Annotated in this window: 19 protein-coding genes and 1 other annotated feature; of the genes, 9 read left to right on the top strand and 10 right to left on the bottom strand. The window is 60.0% G+C overall.

Annotated elements, in window-relative coordinates; translation table 11 throughout:
- Window positions 1-314: 314 nt before the first annotated feature.
- The gene (locus tag AC2CGI_RS14805; protein ID WP_021505370.1) at window positions 315-1,751 is read left to right on the top strand and encodes an alanine/glycine:cation symporter family protein; all 1,437 of its coding nucleotides are present in this window, start codon (window positions 315-317) and stop codon (window positions 1,749-1,751) included.
- Between the two features lie 105 nt (window positions 1,752-1,856).
- Complete coding sequence (gene yaaA, locus AC2CGI_RS14800; RefSeq protein WP_076740929.1) at window positions 1,857-2,633, top strand: peroxide stress protein YaaA; 777 nt, start codon at window positions 1,857-1,859, stop codon at window positions 2,631-2,633.
- A gap of 46 nt (window positions 2,634-2,679) precedes the next feature.
- Here yaaA and thrC read toward each other — a convergent pair whose 3' ends face one another.
- The 5 genes from thrC to AC2CGI_RS14775 form a co-directional block, all read right to left on the bottom strand.
- Window positions 2,680-3,969: a threonine synthase gene (thrC, locus tag AC2CGI_RS14795; RefSeq protein WP_015376606.1), complete on the bottom strand. Its 1,290-nt coding sequence runs from the start codon at window positions 3,967-3,969 to the stop codon at window positions 2,680-2,682.
- A 3-nt stretch (window positions 3,970-3,972) separates the two neighbouring features.
- Entirely contained in the window at window positions 3,973-4,902 is a 930-nt protein-coding gene (gene thrB, locus AC2CGI_RS14790; RefSeq protein ID WP_004932993.1) for a homoserine kinase, read from the bottom strand.
- Window position 4,903: 1 nt separating this feature from the next.
- Window positions 4,904-7,363, bottom strand: a complete 2,460-nt coding sequence (gene thrA / locus AC2CGI_RS14785) for a bifunctional aspartate kinase/homoserine dehydrogenase I (protein WP_004932996.1) — start codon at window positions 7,361-7,363, stop codon at window positions 4,904-4,906.
- 24 nt (window positions 7,364-7,387) lie between these two features.
- Window positions 7,388-7,505 (bottom strand) — a sequence feature (Thr leader region).
- On the bottom strand, window positions 7,444-7,512 hold the full coding sequence (gene thrL, locus AC2CGI_RS14780) for a thr operon leader peptide (RefSeq protein ID WP_086581142.1): 69 nt from the start codon (window positions 7,510-7,512) through the stop codon (window positions 7,444-7,446). (Overlaps the previous feature by 62 nt.)
- 212 nt (window positions 7,513-7,724) lie before the next feature.
- Window positions 7,725-8,411: a tRNA/rRNA methyltransferase gene (locus AC2CGI_RS14775; RefSeq protein WP_021505374.1), complete on the bottom strand. Its 687-nt coding sequence runs from the start codon at window positions 8,409-8,411 to the stop codon at window positions 7,725-7,727.
- Window positions 8,412-9,040: 629 nt separating this feature from the next.
- Here AC2CGI_RS14775 and arcA point away from each other — a divergent pair.
- Window positions 9,041-9,757 (top strand): two-component system response regulator ArcA, encoded by a 717-nt coding sequence (gene arcA / locus AC2CGI_RS14770; RefSeq protein WP_004933003.1) that lies wholly within the window; start codon window positions 9,041-9,043, stop codon window positions 9,755-9,757.
- Window positions 9,758-9,808: 51 nt separating this feature from the next.
- On the opposite strand, the gene creA is transcribed toward arcA, so the two are convergent.
- Window positions 9,809-10,288 (bottom strand): protein CreA, encoded by a 480-nt coding sequence (gene creA, locus AC2CGI_RS14765; protein WP_004933005.1) that lies wholly within the window; start codon window positions 10,286-10,288, stop codon window positions 9,809-9,811.
- Window positions 10,289-10,631: 343 nt separating this feature from the next.
- Between creA and robA the strand changes: the two genes are divergently transcribed.
- Entirely contained in the window at window positions 10,632-11,501 is an 870-nt protein-coding gene (gene robA / locus AC2CGI_RS14760; protein ID WP_015376605.1) for an MDR efflux pump AcrAB transcriptional activator RobA, read from the top strand.
- Here robA and gpmB read toward each other — a convergent pair.
- Window positions 11,498-12,145: a 2,3-diphosphoglycerate-dependent phosphoglycerate mutase GpmB gene (gpmB, locus tag AC2CGI_RS14755; protein ID WP_004933012.1), complete on the bottom strand. Its 648-nt coding sequence runs from the start codon at window positions 12,143-12,145 to the stop codon at window positions 11,498-11,500. The two genes, robA and gpmB, sit on opposite strands and share 4 nt — an antisense overlap.
- A gap of 101 nt (window positions 12,146-12,246) precedes the next feature.
- Here gpmB and yjjX point away from each other — a divergent pair, with 101 nt between their 5' ends.
- Window positions 12,247-12,765, top strand: coding sequence for an inosine/xanthosine triphosphatase (gene yjjX, locus AC2CGI_RS14750; RefSeq protein ID WP_004933015.1), 519 nt, complete (start codon window positions 12,247-12,249; stop codon window positions 12,763-12,765).
- Between the two features lie 11 nt (window positions 12,766-12,776).
- Here yjjX and trpR read toward each other — a convergent pair whose 3' ends face one another.
- Window positions 12,777-13,106, bottom strand: coding sequence for a trp operon repressor (trpR, locus tag AC2CGI_RS14745; RefSeq protein ID WP_004933017.1), 330 nt, complete (start codon window positions 13,104-13,106; stop codon window positions 12,777-12,779).
- Between the two features lie 54 nt (window positions 13,107-13,160).
- Entirely contained in the window at window positions 13,161-15,089 is a 1,929-nt protein-coding gene (sltY, locus tag AC2CGI_RS14740) for a murein transglycosylase (RefSeq protein ID WP_076740928.1), read from the bottom strand.
- Window positions 15,090-15,727: 638 nt separating this feature from the next.
- On the opposite strand from sltY, the gene yfiR reads away from it, so the two are divergent.
- The 4 genes from yfiR to ettA all read left to right on the top strand — a co-directional run bounded on the left by yfiR (window position 15,728) and on the right by ettA (window position 19,923).
- Window positions 15,728-16,333, top strand: coding sequence for a regulatory sequestration protein YfiR (gene yfiR, locus AC2CGI_RS14735; RefSeq protein ID WP_015376603.1), 606 nt, complete (start codon window positions 15,728-15,730; stop codon window positions 16,331-16,333).
- Window positions 16,330-17,577, top strand: coding sequence for a diguanylate cyclase DgcN/YfiN (gene dgcN, locus AC2CGI_RS14730; RefSeq protein ID WP_015376602.1), 1,248 nt, complete (start codon window positions 16,330-16,332; stop codon window positions 17,575-17,577). The genes yfiR and dgcN overlap by 4 nt, the downstream gene beginning before the upstream one ends.
- A 38-nt stretch (window positions 17,578-17,615) precedes the next feature.
- A complete protein-coding gene (yfiB, locus tag AC2CGI_RS14725; RefSeq protein WP_015376601.1) occupies window positions 17,616-18,113 on the top strand; it encodes an outer membrane lipoprotein YfiB in 498 nt (165 codons plus the stop codon).
- 142 nt (window positions 18,114-18,255) lie between these two features.
- A complete protein-coding gene (gene ettA, locus AC2CGI_RS14720) occupies window positions 18,256-19,923 on the top strand; it encodes an energy-dependent translational throttle protein EttA (RefSeq protein WP_015376600.1) in 1,668 nt (555 codons plus the stop codon).
- 30 nt (window positions 19,924-19,953) lie between these two features.
- Here the strand turns inward: ettA and AC2CGI_RS14715 are convergent, their stop codons facing one another.
- Window positions 19,954-20,865 (bottom strand): LysR family transcriptional regulator, encoded by a 912-nt coding sequence (locus AC2CGI_RS14715; RefSeq protein ID WP_015376599.1) that lies wholly within the window; start codon window positions 20,863-20,865, stop codon window positions 19,954-19,956.
- Between the last annotated feature and the right edge of the window lie 96 nt (window positions 20,866-20,961).

Genomic DNA, 20,961 nt, shown 5'->3' with positions numbered 1-20,961 from the left:
CATGCGCCAAGCCCGGTGCAAGGCTGGAAAACCGCGGCGCACAAGCATCTGTTTTATCCTTGGGCGAGCAACCGTTTACGCCGATATCTTTCGCCATTACCGAGCGGATGGAAAGGCAATAACGTGCTATTGTCCGAATAAATTATGTTAAATTCGAAAAAATTGATGCAATTCGTCCGCTAATCTGCGAAAAATCTTAATCGACTGACGCCGGACAGATTCCAGCTAAGCTCTTGTAAAAAATAGGCCAATGTTTTTCACCTGCGGTGGATGCTGCAAGGTGCGCATTAAATTTCGATAAGAGGAGGGATCCATTGACGGACCTGATGAATTTTATAAACAACATTTTGTGGGGGTCGGTGCTGATTTATCTGCTGCTCGGCACCGGCATTTACTTCACGCTGCGCACCCGCTTTATCCAGCTCCGCCACTTCAGCCACATGTTCTCGGTGTTGAAAAACAGCAATAAAAGCGACAGCGCCGGCATCTCCTCTTTCCAGGCGCTGTGCACCACGCTGGCAGCGCGCGTCGGCACCGGCAACCTGACCGGCGTCGCCATCGCCCTGACCGCCGGCGGCCCCGGCGCCATCTTCTGGATGTGGGTGGTGGCGTTTATCGGCATGGCCACCTCATTTGTGGAAAGCTCGCTGGCTCAGCTCTATAAAACCAAAGACGATAACGGCAACTACCGTGGCGGCCCGGCCTATTACATGGAAAAAGGCCTTGGCATGCGCTGGATGGGCGTGCTGTTTTCGATCTTCCTGATCATCGCATTCGGTCTGGTGTTCAACGCCGTGCAGGCCAACTCCATCGCGCAAGCTTCCGCCGTCGCCTTCCACTTACAGCCGCTGCACGTCGGCATCGGTCTGGTGCTGCTGAGCGGCGTGGTGATCTTCGGCGGCATCCGTTCCATCGCCAAAGTGGCCGAACTGGTGGTGCCGCTGATGGCCGGTGCCTACCTGTTGCTGGCCCTCTGGGTGATTGGCCATAACATCGAACACATGCCGGCGATCCTGGCGCTGATCTTCAAAAGCGCCTTCGGCCTGCAGGAAGCCGCGGCCGGCGCCGTCGGTTACGGCATCTCCCAGGCGATGACCCAGGGCGTACAGCGCGGCCTGTTCTCCAACGAAGCCGGCATGGGATCGGCGCCCAACGCGGCGGCGTCCGCCTCGCCTTATCCGCCGCATCCCGCTTCGCAGGGCTACGTGCAAATGCTCGGGGTGTTTATCGATACCATCGTCATCTGCAGCGCCACCGCGGCGATCATCCTCTCCTCCGGCATTCTCGATCAGCCGACCGACAGCATCAGCGGCATCGATCTGACCCAGCGCGCGCTGTCGACCGCCGTCGGCAGTTGGGGCACGCCGTTCGTCGCTATCGCCATCTTCTTCTTCGCCTTTACCTCGATCATCGCCAACTACGCCTATGCCGAGAGCAACCTGGTGTTCCTCGAACACAATCATCCGGGCGGCCTGCTGATTTTCCGCTGCGTGGCGCTGGGCATGGTGATGTTCGGCGCGCTGGCGGAGCTGCCGCTGGTGTGGAAAATGGCGGATACCTCCATGGCATTGATGGCGATCACCAACCTGACGGCGATCCTGCTGCTGTCGCGGGTGGCGCTGAAGCTGGCCGACGACTACCATCGCCAGCGCCGCCTGGGCAAGCTGCCGACCTTCGACGCCAACCGTTATCCGGAGCTGAAATCGCAGCTGGAGCCGGGCGTGTGGGACGACAAGCCGCCGCCGCGCTGAGTATTCCGGGGCGTGTGCGATGCACGCCCCGCCTATTGGACCGATTGCCCCTTTTTTCCGCGCTTTTTGCTACAGTATGCGCACTTGGATAAACAGGATCTGGCCATGCTCGTTATTATTTCCCCTGCAAAAACGCTCGATTACGACAGCCCGCTGGCGACAAAACGCTTCACGCAGCCCGAACTGCTGGACAAGTCTCAGCGGCTTATCAAAATTTGCCGCGCGCTGACGCCGGCGCAAATCGCCAGCCTGATGAGCATCAGCGACAAGCTGGCCGGGCTCAATGCCGCGCGCTTTAGCGAATGGCAGCCGAAATTTACCCCGGACAATGCCCGCCAGGCGTTGCTGGCGTTCAAGGGCGACGTTTACACCGGCCTGCAGGCGCAGGATTTCAACGAAGCCGATTTCGACTTCGCCCAGCAGCATTTGCGCATGCTGTCCGGCCTGTATGGCGTGCTGCGGCCGCTCGATCTGATGATGCCGTACCGGCTGGAGATGGGCATCAAGCTGGAAAACCCGAAGGGCAAAGATCTGTACAGCTTCTGGGGCGATCAGATCACCCAAAAGCTCAACGAAGCGCTGGAGCAACAGGGCGACGACGTGGTGGTCAACCTGGCGTCAGACGAGTATTTCAAAGCGGTGAAGCCGGCCAAGCTGCACGGCTCGCTGATCAAACCGGTGTTCCTCGACGAGAAGAACGGCAAGTTCAAGGTCATCAGCTTCTACGCCAAGAAAGCGCGCGGGTTGATGAGCCGCTTTATCATCAAGAACCGCCTGACGCGCAGCGAGCAGCTGGCGGACTTCAACCTGGAAGGCTACGCCTTCGACGAAGCCGCTTCGCAAGGCAATGAACTGGTGTTCAAACGCCCGGAGCAGGCATAAAAAAAGCCGTCGCAAGACGGCTTTTCGCCTTCTAGCCTGCCGAACTTCAGGCCGGCAGCGCCATCAGGAATTTGCGCAGCTCGCCGAAACTGGCCGGCAGCGTGTGCGACAGCAGCGGCAGATCGGCCCGCAGCGCCAGCGCTTTCGGCAACGGCAGCTCCTGGCCGAGGATCGCTTCCACGCTCTCTTTAAACTTGGCCGGATGCGCCGTGCCGAGGAACAGCCCGAACTCCCCTTCCTGCAGCTGATCGCGCAGCGCGCGGTAAGCGATGGCCGCGTGCGGTTCGGAGATATAGCCCAGCTCGGCCAGCTCACGCATCGTGTCTTTGGTGGTCTCGTCGCTGACCGCCGCGTGACCCAGCTCTTTCAACTGCCAGACCTTGCGACGGAACAGCTCTTCCACGCGCGGCCAGTTGTTCGGCTGGCTGACATCCATGGCGTTGGACAGCGTCGCGACCGTAGCGTGCGGCTGCCACTGGCCGCTGGTCAGGAAGCGCGGCACGGTGTCGTTGGCGTTGGTGGCGGCGATGAAGCGCTTCACCGGCAGGCCCAGCGATTTGGCCAGCAGCCCGGCGGTCAGATCGCCGAAGTTGCCGCTCGGCACCGAAATCACCAGCTGATTGCGCGCTTCCTGCGGCAGCTGCGCCACCGCTTCGAAGTAGTAGCAGATCTGCGCCAGCAAGCGACTGATGTTGATCGAGTTGGCCGAGTTCAGGTGCAGCGCGTCTTTCAATTCCTGATCGTCGAACGCCTGTTTCACCAGCGCCTGACAGGCGTCGAAGTCGCCGTCGATCGCCACGGTGTGAATATTGCCGCCCAGGGTGCAGAACAGCTTTTCCTGCAGCGGGCTGATTTTGCCCTGCGGGTAGAGGATCACCACCCGAACGTTCTTCAGGCCATAGAAGGCGTGCGCCACGGCGGCGCCGGTGTCGCCGGAGGTGGCGGTCAAAATGGTCACTGGCTGATCGCCGGCCACTTCCGCCAGCATCTGCGCCATAAAGCGGCCGCCGAAGTCTTTGAACGCCAGCGTCGGGCCGTGGAACAGCTCCAGGCAGGAGACGTCTTCCGTCACTTTCGCTACCGGCGCCGGAAACTCAAAGGCGGCCTGTACGCGTTTCTTCAGCGCCGCTTCCGGCACTTCTTCGCCGATAAAGGCCGACAGAATGCGGCTGCTGCGGGTGACAAAGTCCTGCTCCAGCAGCTGGTCGATCTCGGTCAGTTCGAACGCCGGCAGCTCCAGCGGGAAGAACAGCCCCTGCTGCTTGCCCAGGCCTTGTTTGATCGCCTGCGCGAAGCTGACCTGCTCGTTGTGATCCTTAAGGTTGTACAGTTTCATGCGTTATCCCAGTAGTCGAGCGCCTGCGGTATCCAGACGGCAAATATGAACAAAACCTTCGTCGTTTTGCAGATAGTGTTGTTGCAGCCAGGCGGCCATGCGTTGCGCGGTGGCGCCGTCGTTGCAGACGGCGAACAGCGTCGGGCCGGAGCCGGAGATGCCGCAGGCCAGCGCGCCTATCTCCTGCGCCGCCTTGCGCGCTTCGGCGAAGCCCGGCAGCAGCCGGGTGCGGTACGGCTCGGCGATCACGTCCTGCATTAATTTGGCGGCCAGCTGCGGCTGCCGGGTGTGGCAGGCGTGAATAAAGCCGGCCAGATAGCGGCCGTGGCTGATGCAATCCTGACGGCGGTACTGCGCGGGTAAAATGGCGCGCGCTTCGGCGGTGGAGACCTTGATGCCCGGATAGGCCATAACCCACAGCCAATCGTCAAAGCACGGCACTTCCTGGCTGATAATGCCTTCTTCTTCCAGCATCAGCTGCAGGCCGCCCAGATAGCAGGGCGCCACGTTGTCGTAATGCACGCTGCCGGAAATGCGGCCTTCCAGCTCGCCCATCAGACCGAGCAGCGTCGTCTTATCCAGCGGGCGATCGCAAAATTCGTTCATCGCCATCAGCCCGGCCACCACCGAACAAGCGCTGGAGCCCAGCCCCGATCCGATCGGCATGTTCTTTTCCAGCCGCATCGCCACCGGCACTTCGCGGCCGATCTCCTGGCAGAAACGCTCCCAGCATTGATAAACGATGTTCTCTTTCGGCTCGGCCGGCAGCTTGCTGACGAAGCGCCCGGCGTTTTGCAGACTGAACGTCTCGGCGGCTTCCACGCTGACGCAGTCGCCCAGCAGCGTGCCGTCGATCGGCGAAACCGCCGCGCCCAGCACATCAAAACCGACGCTGACGTTACCGATCGAGGCCGGTGCATACACCTTAACCATATTAAACTCCCAACTTCCATGACAGTGTGCGCAGCAGATCGGCGAACACGCCCGCTGCGGTCACATCGTTACCGGCGCCGTAGCCGCGCAGCACCAGCGGCAGCGGCTGATAATAACGGCTGTAGAAGGCCAGCGCGTTCTCGCCGTTCTTCACTTTATACAACGGATCGTTGCCGTCCACCGCCTCGATGCGCACCTTACAGCGCCCTTCGTCGATCAGGCCGACATAGCGCAGCACCTTGCCTTGCTCGGCGGCATTGGCCACGTTGCGCGCGAACTCTTTATCCAGTTCCGGCAGCCGCGCCAGGAAATGCTCCACGTCGCCCGACGCGTCGAAGGACGGCGGCAGCACCGGCTCGACCTCGATATCGCTCAGCTCCAGCTTGTAACCGGCTTCGCGCGCCAGGATCAGCAGCTTGCGCGCCACGTCCATACCGGACAGATCGTCGCGCGGATCCGGCTCGGTGTAGCCATTGGCTCTGGCCTGCAGAGTCGCCGCCGACAGCGACAGCCCTTCATCCAGCTTGCCAAAAATAAAGGACAGCGAACCGGACAGGATGCCGGAGAAACGCACCAGCTCATCGCCGGCGTTCAGCAGGTTTTGCAGGTTCTCGATCACCGGCAGACCGGCGCCGACGTTGGTGTCGTAGAGGAACTTGCGGTGCGAACCGGCGGCGGCGGCGCGCAGTTGCTGATAATAGTTCATCGACGAGGTGTTGGCCTTTTTGTTCGGCGTTACCACATGGAAGCCGTCCGCCAGGAAGTCCACATACTGATCGGCCACCGCCTGGCTGGAGGTACAGTCGACGATCACCGGGTTCAGCAGGTGATACTCCTTCACCAGCCGGATCAGGCGGCCGAGATTGAACGGCTCCTGCGCGCCGGCCAGCTCGTCCCGCCAGCTGTCCAGCGCGATGCCGTGCACGTTGGTCAGCATCACGCGCGAGTTGGCGATGCCGCACACCCGCAGGTCGATATGTTTTTGCTTCAGCCACGGCTGCTGGCGGTAGATCTGCTCGATCAGCGCCCCGCCGACGCCGCCGACGCCGATGACGAACACTTCGATCACCTGATCGGTGTTGAACAGCATCTGGTGGCTGACGCGCACGCCGGTGGTGGCGGAATCATTGCTGACCACCACCGAGATTGAACGCTCGGAAGAGCCCTGGGCGATGGCGACGATATTGATGTTGGCGCGCGCCAGCGCGGAGAAGAAGCGCGCTGAAATGCCACGCAGGGTGCGCATGCCGTCGCCGACTACCGAGATGATCGCCAGGCGCTCCATGACGTCCAGCGGATCCAGCACGCCGTCTTTCAGCTCCAGATAGAACTCCTCTTCCAGCGCGCGGCGGGCGCGCTGCAGTTCACCCTGCGGCACGCAGAAGCTGATGCTGTATTCGGAAGAGGATTGGGTGATCAGCACCACCGAAATGCCGGCGCGCGACATCACGGCGAACACCCGTGCGGCCATGCCGACCATGCCTTTCATGCCCGGGCCGGAGACGTTGATCATCGCCATATTATTCAGGTTGGTGATGCCTTTCACCGGCATATCGGCATCGGTGCTGTCTTTGCCGATCAGCGTGCCGGGAGCCTGCGGGTTGGAGGTGTTTTTTATCAGGCAAGGAATTTGGAATTGGGCAATCGGCGTGATGGTGCGAGGGTGCAGCACTTTGGCGCCGAAATAGGAAAGCTCCATCGCCTCCTGGTACGACATCGATTTCAGCAGCCTGGCGTCCGGCACGGTGCGCGGATCGCAGGTATACACGCCGTCGACGTCGGTCCAGATTTCGCAACAGTCGGCACGCAGGCAGGCGGCCAGCACCGCGGCGGAATAGTCGGAGCCGTTGCGGCCCAGTACCACCAGCTCACCCTTGTCGTTACCGGCGGTGAAACCGGCCATCAGCACGATGTGGTCGGCCGGGATCGCCGCGGCGGCGATGCGCAGCGTGGACTCGGCGATATCCACGGTAGACTCCAGGTAGTGGCCCTGCGCCAGCAGTTTCTCCACCGGGTTGATCACCGTGACCGGATAACCCTTGGCGCGGAACACCCCTTCCATGATGGCGATGGAGAGCTTTTCGCCGCGGCAGATGATCGCCGCGTTGACGCTGTCCGGGCACTGACCCAACAGCGAGACCCCGTGCAACACCTGTTTGAGCTGCGCGAACTCCTGATCGACCACGCCTTTCAAACGATCGTATTCAAAGCCCGGCAGCGCCTGCGCCAGGCCGCTCAGCAGGTCGGCAAAGATCCGCTCGGCGTCGCTGATATTCGGCAGAATGTCCTGGCCCGCCACCGTTTTGTCGATCATTGCCACCAGATGGTTGGTGATCTTTGCGGGGGCGGACAAGACCGTGGCTACCTGTCCCTGACGCGCATTACTCTCCATGATGTCGGCGACGCGCAGAAAACGTTCTGCATTCGCCACCGAGGTTCCGCCAAATTTCAGCACTCGCATGTGTGATCTCTCCGAATTTAAGCCGAAAAAAAAGCCCGCACTGATTAGGTGCGGGCTTTTTTCTGTGTTTCCTGTGCGCGTCAGCCCGCCCCGTTACCTGTGGTATCGGTGGTGGTAATAATTGTGGTTTTCAGGCTGATGTTGCGCATGTTGTCTGTCTGTCTCATGAAATACTCTGTCCCCTCTATTGGTTAAAGCAATCGCTATCCCAAGTCAAACTATTTCTTTTTTTTGCTTATTTTCCGTTCAGCGGCGGTAATGCGCGATGCAACAGGTGAAAAGCAAAATGACAGAACAAAAAAACAACTTAAAGCCTATTTACTAGTGGATCACGCTGGGTAACCGTCTGATGGAGCCGCTATCACTTGGCGAGTTTTTTTTCGATATCGTGCAGCAGCGTATGCAGCATCGCCGTATCTCGTTGTTGCAGCGCGCCGAGGCGCTGGTGCAGCCAGTCGCGCAATTTTTGGTCATCGCCGACATCCAGGGTATTCAACAAAGCATCGGCGCGGCGGCGCAGCGCCTTGAGCTGCCCTTCCGACGCCGCCGTTTCCTGCGGTGTACTGACACCCATCAGGCTCGCCAGCTGGTAGCAGTAAACCATCACCGCCTGGCCCAGGTTAAGCGACGGATAGTCCGCCTGCATCGGCACGCCGGTCAGCAAGTCCGCCAGCGCCAGCTCTTCGTTGGTCAGGCCGGAATCTTCGCGGCCGAACACCAGCGCGGCCTGGCCGACCCACTGCTTACGCTCGCTCAGCTGTTCCAGCAGTTCGGGCGGCGTACAGTAGTAGTGAAAGCGCGCGCGGCTGCGGGCGGTGGTGGCGACGGTAAAATCCACGCCCGCCAGCGCCTGTTCCAGCGTGGCGAACGTTTGTACGCCGTCGAGGATCTCGCCGGCACCATGCGCCACCCAGCGCGCCGCCGGCTGCAGGTGCGCTTCGCTGTCGACGATGCGCAACGACGTGAAGCCCATGGTTTTCATCGCGCGCGCCGCCGCGCCGACATTTTCCGGCCGCGCCGGAGCCACTAAAACAATATGAAGCTGCATGACTCTTCCACCGAAGGCGGGCCTGCGTTTTTGACGATGGCGCAGCGCCCGCTTATATTTACAATTACGCAACAATAAACGCGTTAATAGCAACAAACAAGATTAAACGGCTCGTTGAACGAATAAACCCGTCGTAATAGTCATTATTCGCGCTTATGTTTTACTGCGTTTATTTATCAATAAGTTAAAACAACGCGATGATCAATAAGCGAATAATTGTATCCTATCGGGCCGGATAATGCTGAATCGTTCACAGAATTTGAGGTTCTGTGACTTAAACTGGCATTTCTGTAAGTGTTTTTCACAAATCTGTTAACGTGCTACAATTGAATTTGATATATGTCAACAAAGCGTAGTTTTGTTGGGTGATGAATTCGGCACGCGCTGTTATATTGCTGTTAATGGGGTTAGGATATGCGCCGTTTCGGCACCCAAGGGGTTGTAGGGAACAGCATCCCCACCAGGCTAGCGATCTTGTTGACATGAGATGGAAAGTGCATCAAGAACGAGTTTACGTACTTTAGTCATTTGCTGAGAGGGAACGTGGCGCTATCTCTGCCCTCCTCTAAGAAAACAAAGACTTCTGTACTTCCGATTTTCTATTTTGTTGGCAATTTTAGGTAGCAAATATGCAGACCCCGCACATTCTGATTGTCGAAGACGAGTTAGTCACTCGTAACACCCTGAAGAGCATTTTCGAGGCGGAAGGCTACATTGTTCATGAAGCCAATGATGGTGCAGAGATGCACAATATCCTGTCTGAAAATGATATCAATCTGGTCATCATGGACATCAACCTGCCAGGCAAAAACGGCCTGCTGTTGGCGCGCGAACTGCGTGAACAGGCCAGCGTAGCCTTGATGTTCCTGACCGGTCGCGATAACGAAGTGGACAAAATCCTCGGCCTGGAAATCGGCGCCGACGATTACATCACCAAGCCGTTCAACCCGCGTGAGCTGACCATCCGCGCGCGCAACCTGCTGTCGCGCACCATGAACCTGGGCAGCCTCGGCGAAGAGCGCCGTCTGGTCGAGAGCTACAAGTTCAACGGGTGGGAGCTGGACATCAACAGCCGCTCTTTGATCAGCCCGGCCGGCGAACAGTACAAGCTGCCGCGCAGCGAATTCCGCGCCATGCTGCACTTCTGCGAAAACCCGGGCAAGATCCAGTCGCGCGGCGAACTGCTGAAGAAAATGACCGGCCGCGAGCTGAAGCCGCATGATCGCACCGTGGACGTCACTATCCGTCGCATTCGCAAACACTTCGAATCGACGCCGGATACGCCGGAAATCATCGCCACCATTCACGGCGAAGGCTACCGCTTCTGCGGCGATCTGGAAGAGTAATTCCGGCCTGCCGTCATGAAAACGGGGTTCAGCATGCTGAACCCCGTTTTTTTATTTCGTCTCAGCCCATGGCATGATCGGCACCGCGCTCAACGCGTTCTTCGGCGAACCGTCGATCACCTTGTCGGAGTAGCTCAGGTAAATCAACGAATTGCGCTTGGCGTCATAGAAGCGCACCACCTGCAACTTCTTGAACACCAGCGAGGTGCGTTTCTGGAACACCACATCGCCTTCCGCCTTGCCGTTTTTGATCTTGTCGCTCAGCTCAATAGGCCCCACCTGCTGGCAGGAAATGGCCGCGTCGGCGGTGTCTTCCGCCAGCCCCAAGCCGCCTTTGATGCCGCCGGTTTTGGCGCGGCTGATATAACAAGTTACATTTTTAACATCCGGATCGTCGAACGCTTCCACTACGATTTTGTGGTCTGGCCCCAACAATTTAAACACCGTATCAACGGAGCCCACCTGCTCCGCCTGCGCGCTGCCAACGGTTGCGCAAACCAAACCGAATAAAAATATCCAGCTTTTTTTCATTTACTTAACTCCGGTATAACCTTGCCGCAAAAATAGGTTCGGCGGTCGCCATTATTTATGTCTAAGCTCACGGAATCGGTTTTTTTACGGGTCCGCACCGTCCGTTTTAGCACAGAGCGTGACAAAAATCTTTGAGAGTCGCGGAGTAAAAAAATTGCTATGATGCGGCGTCGTTATTTCTTTGCGCCCACTACGGTGTACCCCAATCCAACTCTGGCGCGGCATGCGCTGCAGAGGCAAAGAGTGCAACGCATAATGGCTCATGGATCGGTCTGATAGCGCAGCACCAGCGTGACGAATCAACAGTTCGGGTTCCTACCCCCAAGCTTTACGAGGAAGATCTATGGATCAAGCCGGTATCATTCGTGATCTGCTTAGCTGGCTGGAAAGCCATTTGGACCAACCCTTGTCGCTGGATAACGTGGCGGCCAAGGCAGGCTACTCCAAATGGCATCTGCAACGGATGTTCAAAGATATTACCGGTAACGCCATCGGTGCTTACATCCGGGCAAGGAGGCTGTCCAAAGCCGCCGTCGCGCTGCGTTTGACCAGCCGGCCGATTTTGGATATCGCCCTGCAATATCGCTTCGACTCGCAGCAGACCTTCACCCGCGCCTTCAAAAAACAGTTTGCGCAAACGCCGGCGCTGTACCGCCGCGCCGAAGACTGGAATGCATTCGGCATCTGTCCGCCGATCCGTCTGGGAGCCTTCACCTTGCCGCAGCCGGAGTTCGTCTCGCTGCCGGACAAGCAGCTGGTCGGCCTGACCCAAAGCTACTCCTGTACGCTGGAACAGATCACCACCGTGCGCACCGAACTGCGCTCACAGTTCTGGCGTCAGTTCCTCGGTGACGTCGAAACCCTGCCGCCGGTGCTGTACGGGCTGCACCACTCGCGACCGAGCCAGGAGAAGGACGACGAACAGGAAGTGCTGTACACCACGGCGCTGGAGCCGGATCAGGTGCCTGACAAGGTACAGGAAGGCCAGCCGCTGGTGTTGCCGGGCGGTGAGTTTGCGATGTTCAGCTACGAAGGGCCCACCGAGGGACTGCAAGACTTTATTCTGACGGTCTACGGCACCTGCCTGCCGGCGCTCCAGCTGACGCGCCGCAAAGGGCACGACATCGAGCGCTTCTATCCGAAAGGCGAGCGCCGTCCGCATCAGGCACCTATCGAGATCAAGTGCGATTACCTGATCCCGATTCGGCGTTAACGCTGCAGTTCGTCCAACGCGGGCATGTCCAAATGCGTGACATCGCCCGCCGTTTCCACGATCCAGCCGGAAGCCAGCCACGGGCTCTGCTGGTGATCGACGCGCGACAGTGAGCAATTGCGCAAGCGCAGGCGGCGTTCCGCATAGGCCGGCAGCCCCAGCACCGTACTGATCAAACACCCCAACGCGATACCATGACTGACGAGCAGCGGCTTGCTGCCTTCAGGCAGCATCAGGCAACTCTCCAGCGCGGCGCGCATGCGCTCGCCCAGCTCCTCCATGGATTCGCCTTGAGGGATTCGGCCGTCAGGAGTACCATCGACCATCTGTTTGCGCCACTGCTCTTCCTGCGGCGTCAAACTGTCGATCAGGCGTTCTTCCAGAACCCCCATGTGCAGCTCACGCAAACGCGGATCGCTAATCACTTCGCAGCCACAGGCGTCGGCGATGATCTGTGCGGTGCGGCGCGTGCGCCCCAGATCGCTGGTAATGATGTGCGTAATGCCTTCTTTGCTGACGCGCCTGGCGACCAGACGGGCCTGGTGTTCACCCATGGCGGTTAACGGGCTGTCGGACTGACCCTGGATGCGGCGAGCCGCGTTCCATTCCGTTTCGCCATGGCGAACGAGGTATACCTGTAACATTTTTGTTTTCCGTTATACTGCGTGAAATTTGCATTTATCCCCGGCCCGGTGGCGCTTTTGCCGCTGCCCGGCGTATCGGCCAGAAGGATATCAAACCCGTTATGTACCATGTTGTCGCTGCAACTACCAACCCGGCAAAGATCAAGGCTATTCAACTGGCCTTCGATGACGTCTTTGGCGCAGGCCAATACCGCATTGAATCCGTTGACGTCGCCAGCGGTGTCTCGCTGCAGCCGATAGGCAATCACGAAACCCGCACCGGCTCGCGTCAACGCGTCATGGAAGCGCGCCAGGTCAGGCCCGAGGCCGATTTTTGGGTCGGCGTGGAAGCCGGGATTGAAGAGAATATGACCTTCGCCTGGATGACCATCGAGAACCCGCACATCCGCGGCGAATCTCGCTCGGCGAGCCTGATGCTGCCGGAGGTCATCTTACAAGGTATTCGCGCCGGTCGCGAATTGGGCAGCGAAATGGCGGCGATCACCGGCAATGCCGAGGTGAAGCGCCAGGGCGGCGCCATCGGCGTCTTCACCGACGGCCGGCTGAGCCGCACCAGCGTTTACCACCAGGCGCTGCTGCTGGCGCTGGTGCCGTTTCACAACGCCATCTACCAGCAATAGCACCGCGCCCGCTAGGGCGCGTCGTGCAACAGCTGCTGCTCAAGCCACTGTTTCAGCTCGGGTGAAGCCGCTTTCAGGCTGTTCGATCCACGGGTGATGGTGGCGATCCCCGCGCCCAGTTCATTTTTCAGCTCGCGCTGGCTCATCTCGCCGCGCATCAGTTCCTGGATGATTCGCACCCGGGTGCCCAGCGCGGTGCGCTCGTCCGGCGTCAGCATCAGCTGCAGCAGCGGTTGATGCAGTTCTTGCGCAAACGAATTCTGCAGCAGCGCGACGAAGCGCAGCCAATCCTCATTGCCTTGTTCTGAAAGAGCGGGGTCGTTTAACGATAATTGCGTCATGGCAGCCACCATACTATTTAACTAGTACAGCAGCATACCATAGGGCCGTCAAAATCAATAACGTCTCTGCCACTCGGCGTCGGTCAGCACCTTGGCCGGCCGGTGCGTCAGATAGCGGTAAAACGCATCATAGGCCAACACATTCTTGACGTAGCCGCGGGTTTCCGAGAACGGAATGCTTTCGATGAACGCCACCGGATCGATCCGCCCCGCGCTGTTGCCCAGCCAGGTGTTCACCCGCGACGGGCCGGCGTTATAGGCGGCGCTCGACAGGATGCGGTTGCGGCCGAACTGCTGATAGACCGACTCCAGATAGCTGGTGCCGATGGTGATGTTAGTCTGTGGATCGAACAGCTGGCTCGGGCCGACGTAACCGGGAATATTGAACATCTGCACCGTATGCTGCGCGGTGCGCGGCATCACCTGCATCAGGCCGGTAGCGCCAACCGGCGACTGCGCTTTCGGATTCCAGGCGCTCTCCTGACGCGCGATAGCCATCGCGTAGCTGGTGGTGATCCCCTTGTCATCGGTCGCGCGGCGGAACTCCTGCGGCCAGGCGACCGGGAAGCGCTCCTCCAGATGATCCCACAGCTTGCCGACGATGGTCGCCTGCACGCTCAGATCGGCCCATTTTTGCTCAAAGGCGTAGCGCGCCAGCGCCTCTTGTTCCGGCCGGCTGCGGCTGGCGACGTAAGAGCCCCACTCGCTGCGGGCCAGGTTATCCATATTCCAGTACATCAGCTCGCGCACCCGGGCGACCTCCGGCCCGTCGACCAGCGACGTGCGCGGCTTGGCCGCCACCGCCACCATCACCGGATAAGTGGCGTTCAGCTTCTGCGCCGCGACCATCGGATAGAAGCCGCGTTCGGTCATCAGGTTACGCAACATCTCCTCGCCTTCGGCGCGTTTGCCTTCGTCCATCAGTTGACTGGCGCGCCAGTAGCGCCACTCATCCTTGTTGCGCGACGCTTCCGGCAGGCGGGCCAGCCAGGTCGCGACGCCCTGCCGATCGCCATAGCCCAACGCCATGCGCACCCGGCGCTCCAACAGCGAAGGCGAACGGCTGCGCAGAATCACCTGATCGCGCCACTGCGCCTGCTCGTAGGTAGCGTCGCTGCCCATCAGGCGCCAGGCCACCGCCTCTTCCAACCCCAGCCGTTCGTCGTCGCTCATTTTCTGCAGCCGCGCGAGCGTCGGGATCATCGCCCGCGCGTTTTCCACATCCTGCCGCGCCAGGCGTTCAAAGGCGATGCCGGTAGCGGCGCGGGTAAAGTCAGTTGGCCCCACGCTGCGGGCGAAGGCTTCCACGGTGGTCGGATCGTTTTGCAAGCGCACCAGGGCGTTGCCCATGGTCTGGTAGTCGGCCGGCAGCTGGCTATAGAGGTTGCTGACCAGCGAGCTGTTGCCTTCTTTCAGCGCCAGCTTCATGCGCGCCAGAATATCCAGCGGCGTTTGCTTGCCCGCGCCACGCCAGACGCTGAACAGACGATCGCAGGCGCCCGGCAGCGTTTTGCCGTTCAGCCACAGCTCGTCGGCGCCGCTCCAGGCCGCCTGCTGGTCGCCGGTGGCCCATTTGGCGTAGTAATAGTTGCAGCGCGCCGCCACCGGTTTGGGCGGCTGCGCGCTGAAGGCCAACAGGGTGCGCCAGTCTTCGCGCCGCGCCAGTTCATTGACGAAGCGCGGCACCAGTGATTTCGCCGGCGGCAGCGTCGGGTGGCGTTTGATAAAGTCGTTCACCTCGGAGAACCCCGCCTGGCTCAGATCCTGTGTCAGCTCGCGGTATTCCAGGTAAGGATAAAGCGGGTAATCGCGCAGCGTCGGCATCAGCTGCGCCACCACGTCCATCTGATTGCCATCCCACGCCTGTTTGATCTGCTGGTAACGCTGACGTTGCGCATCCAGAGAATCCGCCAGCGCCGCGCCTGAAAACGCCGTCAGACACAGGCCCATTGCCAACAGCCGTCGCTTGTCCACCTTGACCATCCTCGCTCTTTCCTCACTGGTTATACCGCAGGAGCCGCCCAGCTCCCCGGTGACCGCCGCACCACGGCGCCGCGGGACAAAATAAAGCCGGGCGCACGGCCCGGACGCAGATATCTACCATAGACAGCGCAATCGCTTATCCATTCAATACTGTAGAAGAAGAAGTGTATCGCCATGACGCGGGCCAGGTAAAAACGTTTACTTTGGCTGACAAATCAGGCCGGCGGGATATTTCCAGCCACCGGATTTTTATTAGCTGTCCCGGCGCTTATTGGAGAAGTAAAATACTTTTTAATTATTAGTCATCACATTATTTGATTTGTTATATGGCGCCACCGTTGCGCAAATCGCCTGACAGCGGGCTAAACGCGCCAACTTTGCAGAAAAGCGGTGGCAAACCCGGGTGGGCATTTTTATACTATCAAAAATAAGTAAGATAATTCCGAGAAAACAGCACATAAAGCGCCCAACGAAGACATCTTATAATACAATCCGCGCCAATTATGGGTTAGATAGTGTTCATTAGGCAGTGCGACTGACAGCTTTCAGCAAAACGATTGTCCCTTCAAGCGGGCCGGATTTTTCCTTGTCAGGCCACGGCCTGCGGGCAGTGGATCAGGCCGGAATGGCGGGTGAAGATGGTGAATAAGACCGCGATAGCGATGCGTTGCGCAAAAAGCCCCGAACCGGGCTTCCTTGACGCACGCCTGAATATCGGCCGCCTGCTGCTGATCGTTTTGTTGGTGCTGCTGACGTTGTCCGAGCCTGCGCACGCCGCCGCTGATCCCTATCAAAAGCGCACGCACGCCGTGACGACCGTAGTGGTAGGCATCATCAGCTACGCACGCTGGTCGCGTGAACCTAATCCGATCCGCTTGTGCGTGACCGCACCCACCCAGTATGCCGAAGGGCTGTTCGATCCGATCCTGCTGAGCGCGCCGCGTCCGATTAAAGCCGAGCGCGTGCCGTTCGATAGCCCAACGCTGAGTACCGGCTGTGATGTCATCTACTTAGGGAACATCACCGCCGCGCAGAGACAAAATTTCATGCAGCGCATTTCCGGCAACTCCATTCTCAGCATCAGCGAGAACGATAGCGAATGCTCCGCCGGCAGCGCATTTTGCCTGCAGATTGATGGGGACCAGGCCAGTTTCAAAGTCAACCTGGACGCTCTGGCGCGCAGCGGCGTGCGCGTTCACCCCAACGTGTTGCAGCTGGCACGCAAACAGGCGCCGCCGCTATGAGGCTGTTGCGTAAAAACCGCTCCGGCAATGCGCGCCCGACGCTGGGCCGAGTGCTGCAGCGGGTGCATCTTGGGCTGGCGCTGATCGCCGTCGGCACCGCCGGCATCTTTTTGACGCTGGTGGCGCTGTTTGCGCTGCGCGCCTATGCCAATCACAACCTGCACCTGATCGCGCGCTCCATCAGCTATACCGTCGAGGCCGCCGTGGTGTTTGAAGACCGCACCGCCGCGCGCGAGGCGCTGATGCTGATATCCTCCAACGAAGAGGTATCGGACGCGCGGATCCTCGACAACAACGGCAAGATGCTGGCCAACTGGCGCCATCCTACCGATGGGCCGCTGCACGGCCTGGAGCAGATCGTCGCGCACTGGGCGCTGCCCGAACCGGTCATTCTGCCTATCACCCACGAGGGCAAGCAGGTCGGCCAGGTCTGGCTGAGCGGCAACGGCGGCAGCCTGCTGCGTTTCCTGTTACGCGGCATGGTCGGCATGATCGCCTGCCTGGTGCTCAGCACCCTGTGCGCCCTGGTGCTGTCGCGCCGCATGCTGGTCGGCATCGTCAGTTCGCTGGACGACATCGCCAACGTGGCGCATGCGGTTCGCCGCGATCGCACCTTCGGCCTGCGGGTGCCGTCGGCGCCTATCGCCGAGCTGCATGAGCTCAGCAACGATTTCAACGGCTTGCTCGACGAGCTGGAGGCCTGGCAGGCCCATCTGAAGCAAGAGAACGACTCGCTGGCTCACCGGGCGACGCACGACAGCCTGACCGGCTTGCCGAACCGCGCCTTCTTCGAAGGGCGGCTAAGCCGCGCGCTGGGCGATATCGAACCGCCGGCGAAATTGGCGGTGCTGTTTATCGACGGCGATCGCTTCAAGGAGGTGAACGACAGTTACGGCCACGCCGCAGGCGATGCGGTGCTGACCACCATTGCCGGGCGCATTCGCGCGCAGCTGCGCGAGACCGATCTGGTCGCCCGCCTGGGAGGGGACGAATTCGCCGTGCTGCTGGCGCCGGTACACAGCACGGAAGATGTCTTGCAGATCGCTGACAACATCATCGACTGCATGACGCAACCGGTCATTCTGCCGAACGACGAGACGGTCATCACCTCTCTGAGTATCGGTATTGCGCTGTACCCTGATCACGCATCGACGCCTCAGGGTCTTTTGCACGAAGCTGACGATGCGATGTATCAGGCAAAGCATCGTTATAACGGAGGCTGGCGGCTGGCTATACATAAATAAGAGCCCCGGCTATAACACTTGAACTAGGGATTTTGACTATGATACAGCAACTTTTTAAAGGCCGTTTTTCACTGCTGACGATGATGTTCGTCGCTCTGCTGGCGCTCGCCGGCTGCCAGAGCAAACCGCAGGGCCTGACACCCGAGCAGGTCGCGCTGTTGCAATCGCAGGGCTTCAAACTGACCGATAATGGCTGGGAGTTCGGCCTGTCGGACAAGGTGCTGTTCGGCAACAACATCGGCAAACTGAACCCGGAAAGCACCGAGACGGTACAGAAGATGGGCCGTGCGCTGCTGAGCGTCGGCATCACCAAGTTCCGCCTGGACGGCCATACCGACAACTACGGTGAAGACAGCTATAACGATCAGCTCTCCCTGCGCCGCGCCGATGCGGTGGCCGATCTGCTGGCCAGCGTCGGCATTCCACGCGCCAATATCGAAACCCGCGGCATGGGCAAGCGCGATCCCGTTGCCGATAACCGCACCTCCAGCGGCCGTGCGGAAAACCGCCGCGTCGCGATCGTCGTCACGCCATAAGCCACCAATATGCGCCTTTATCGGCGCATAAACGGTTATACTTAGCGATCGCTGAGCGATGTCTGGGATCCGAGATCGAAACGGGCTACACTCATGCCGCCAGACATCCTATAAATACTGATATAGAGAGGCTTAGAGCAACGTGGCTCAATACGTCTATACCATGCACCGCGTCGGCAAGGTGGTACCGCCGAAGCGTCATATTTTGAAAAACATCTCCCTGAGCTTCTTCCCTGGGGCTAAAATCGGCGTGCTGGGCCTGAACGGCGCCGGTAAGTCCACCCTGCTGCGCATCATGGCCGGCATCGATACCGATATCGAAGGGGAAGCGCGCCCGCAGCCGGGCATCAAGATCGGTTACCTGCCGCAGGAGCCGCAGCTTAACCTCGAACACACCGTGCGTGAGTCGGTGGAAGAAGCGCTGGCGGAAGTGGTCGGCGCGCTGAAGCGCCTGGACGAAGTGTACGCGCTGTACGCGGAAGAAGGCGCAGACTTCGACAAGCTGGCCGCCGAACAGGGCCGCCTGGAAGAGATCATTCAGGCGCACGACGGTCACAACCTCAACGCCCAGCTGGAACGCGCCGCCGATGCGCTGCGCCTGCCGGACTGGGACGCCAAAATCGCCCACCTGTCCGGCGGTGAACGCCGCCGCGTGGCGCTGTGCCGCCTGCTGCTGGAAAAGCCGGACATGCTGCTGCTGGACGAACCGACCAACCACCTGGACGCCGAGTCCGTGGCCTGGCTGGAACGCTTCCTGCACGACTTCGAAGGCACCGTGGTAGCGATCACCCACGACCGTTACTTCCTGGATAACGTGGCCGGCTGGATCCTCGAACTTGACCGCGGCGAAGGCATTCCATGGGAAGGCAACTACTCCTCCTGGCTGGAGCAGAAAGACGCGCGTCTGGCGCAGGAAGCGTCCGCCGAAGCCGCTCGTCGCAAGTCGATCGAGAAAGAGCTGGAGTGGGTGCGCCAGGGCGCCAAAGGCCGTCAGTCCAAAGGCAAGGCCCGTCTGGCCCGCTTTGAAGAGCTGAACAACACCGAATACCAAAAACGTAACGAAACCAACGAGCTGTTCATTCCACCTGGCGCGCGCCTGGGCGATAAAGTGGTCGAAGTCAGCAACCTGCGTAAGTCCTATGGCGACCGCCTGCTGATCGACGACCTGTCGTTCTCGGTGCCGAAAGGCGCGATCGTCGGCATCATCGGCCCGAACGGCGCGGGTAAATCCACGCTGTTCCGCATGATGTCCGGTCAGGAGCAGCCTGATTCCGGCAGCATCGTGCTGGGCGATACCGTCAAGCTGGCGTCCGTCGATCAGTTCCGCGACAACATGGACGGTTCGAAAACCGTGTGGGAAGAAGTCTCCGGCGGGCAGGACATCATGCGCATCGGCAACACCGAGATGCCAAGCCGCGCCTATGTCGGCCGCTTCAACTTCAAGGGCGTCGATCAGGGCAAACGCGTGGGCGAGCTGTCCGGCGGTGAGCGTGGCCGTCTGCATCTGGCCAAGCTGCTGCAGGTTGGCGGCAACGTACTGCTGCTCGATGAACCGACCAACGACCTGGATATCGAAACCCTGCGCGCGCTGGAAAACGCCCTGCTGGAATTCCCTGGCTGCGCCATGGTGATCTCGCACGACCGTTGGTTCCTCGACCGTATCGCCACCCACATCCTGGACTACCAGGACGAGGGCAAGGTGGAATTCTTCGAAGGCAACTTCACCGAGTACGAAGAGTACAAGAAGCGTACGCTGGGCGCCGATGCGCTCGAGCCGCACCGCATCAAGTACAAGAAGATCGCCAAGTAATACGAAAGGCGCCGCATGCGGCGCCTTTTTTTACTCCCGCGCCAGCTCGCGCGCGTAGTCGTCGAACGCCGGATGCTGCAGCACCACATCGATGAAGCAGGCCAACGCCGCGGAATTCAGCTTGCGGCTCGGGTAGACCAGATATAGCTCATTCCCTTCTGCGCGCCACGCCGGCAGCACCTCCACCAACAGTTTCTGCGCCACCACCTCGCGGCTGAGAAACGCCGGCAGCAGCGTGATCCCCGCGCCGGCGATGGCGCATTCGCGCGCATACAGCAGGTTGTCGGTGGTGTGCGCCAGCGGCAGCTGCCAACGGTAGTAGTCATCGCCGCAGCGCAGGTTCCAGGCCGTCCAGGCGCGGTGGGCGATACAGCGATGCTGCTGCAGCTGCTGCGGATGTTCGATCGGCGGGTGCTGCGCCAAATAGGACGGTGCGGCCAACAGATAGCGCGGCGCATACCCGAGACGGCGGCCGATCAGCGAAGAATCCTGCGGCTTGCCGGTGCGCAGCGCGGCGTCGAAACCTTCCTGCACCAGATCCACCATCGCGTCGGACACCGACACCTCCAGCGAAACGTCCGGGTACTGGCGCTGAAAATCCGCTGCCAGCCGCGCCACCAGGGTCGCCCCCAGCCCGGCGGGCGTCGAGATGCGCAGGCGGCCGCTCGGGTTATCGCGCAGCCGCTGCAATGCCAGATCGGCACGTTCGGCAGCAGACATCATGACCTGACAATGTTCCAGATAACGCTCACCGGCGAAGGTCAGGTTCAGCTGGCGCGTGGTGCGATTGAGCAGCCGTAGCCCCAGCGTCTGCTCGAGCTGGCTGATGCGCTGGCTGACGCTGGATTTCGGCAACCCAACGCGCTGCGCGGCGGCGGTAAAACTGCCGCACTCCGCCACCAGCGCGAACAACGCCATGTCCTGCAGTTGTTTGAATTCCATTGTTCACCTTAAACGAACACTCCGTTAGATATTGTCCATCTTATCACCCCACTGTCGCGGGTCTACACTGGGGGCATCATTTGAAAGGAGTACAAT

It is taken from the genome of Serratia sp. LSHTC3, from assembly GCF_057197125.1.
Note: the sequence above shows the minus strand (reverse complement) of the source record. Positions and strands in the feature narration are given on the sequence as shown.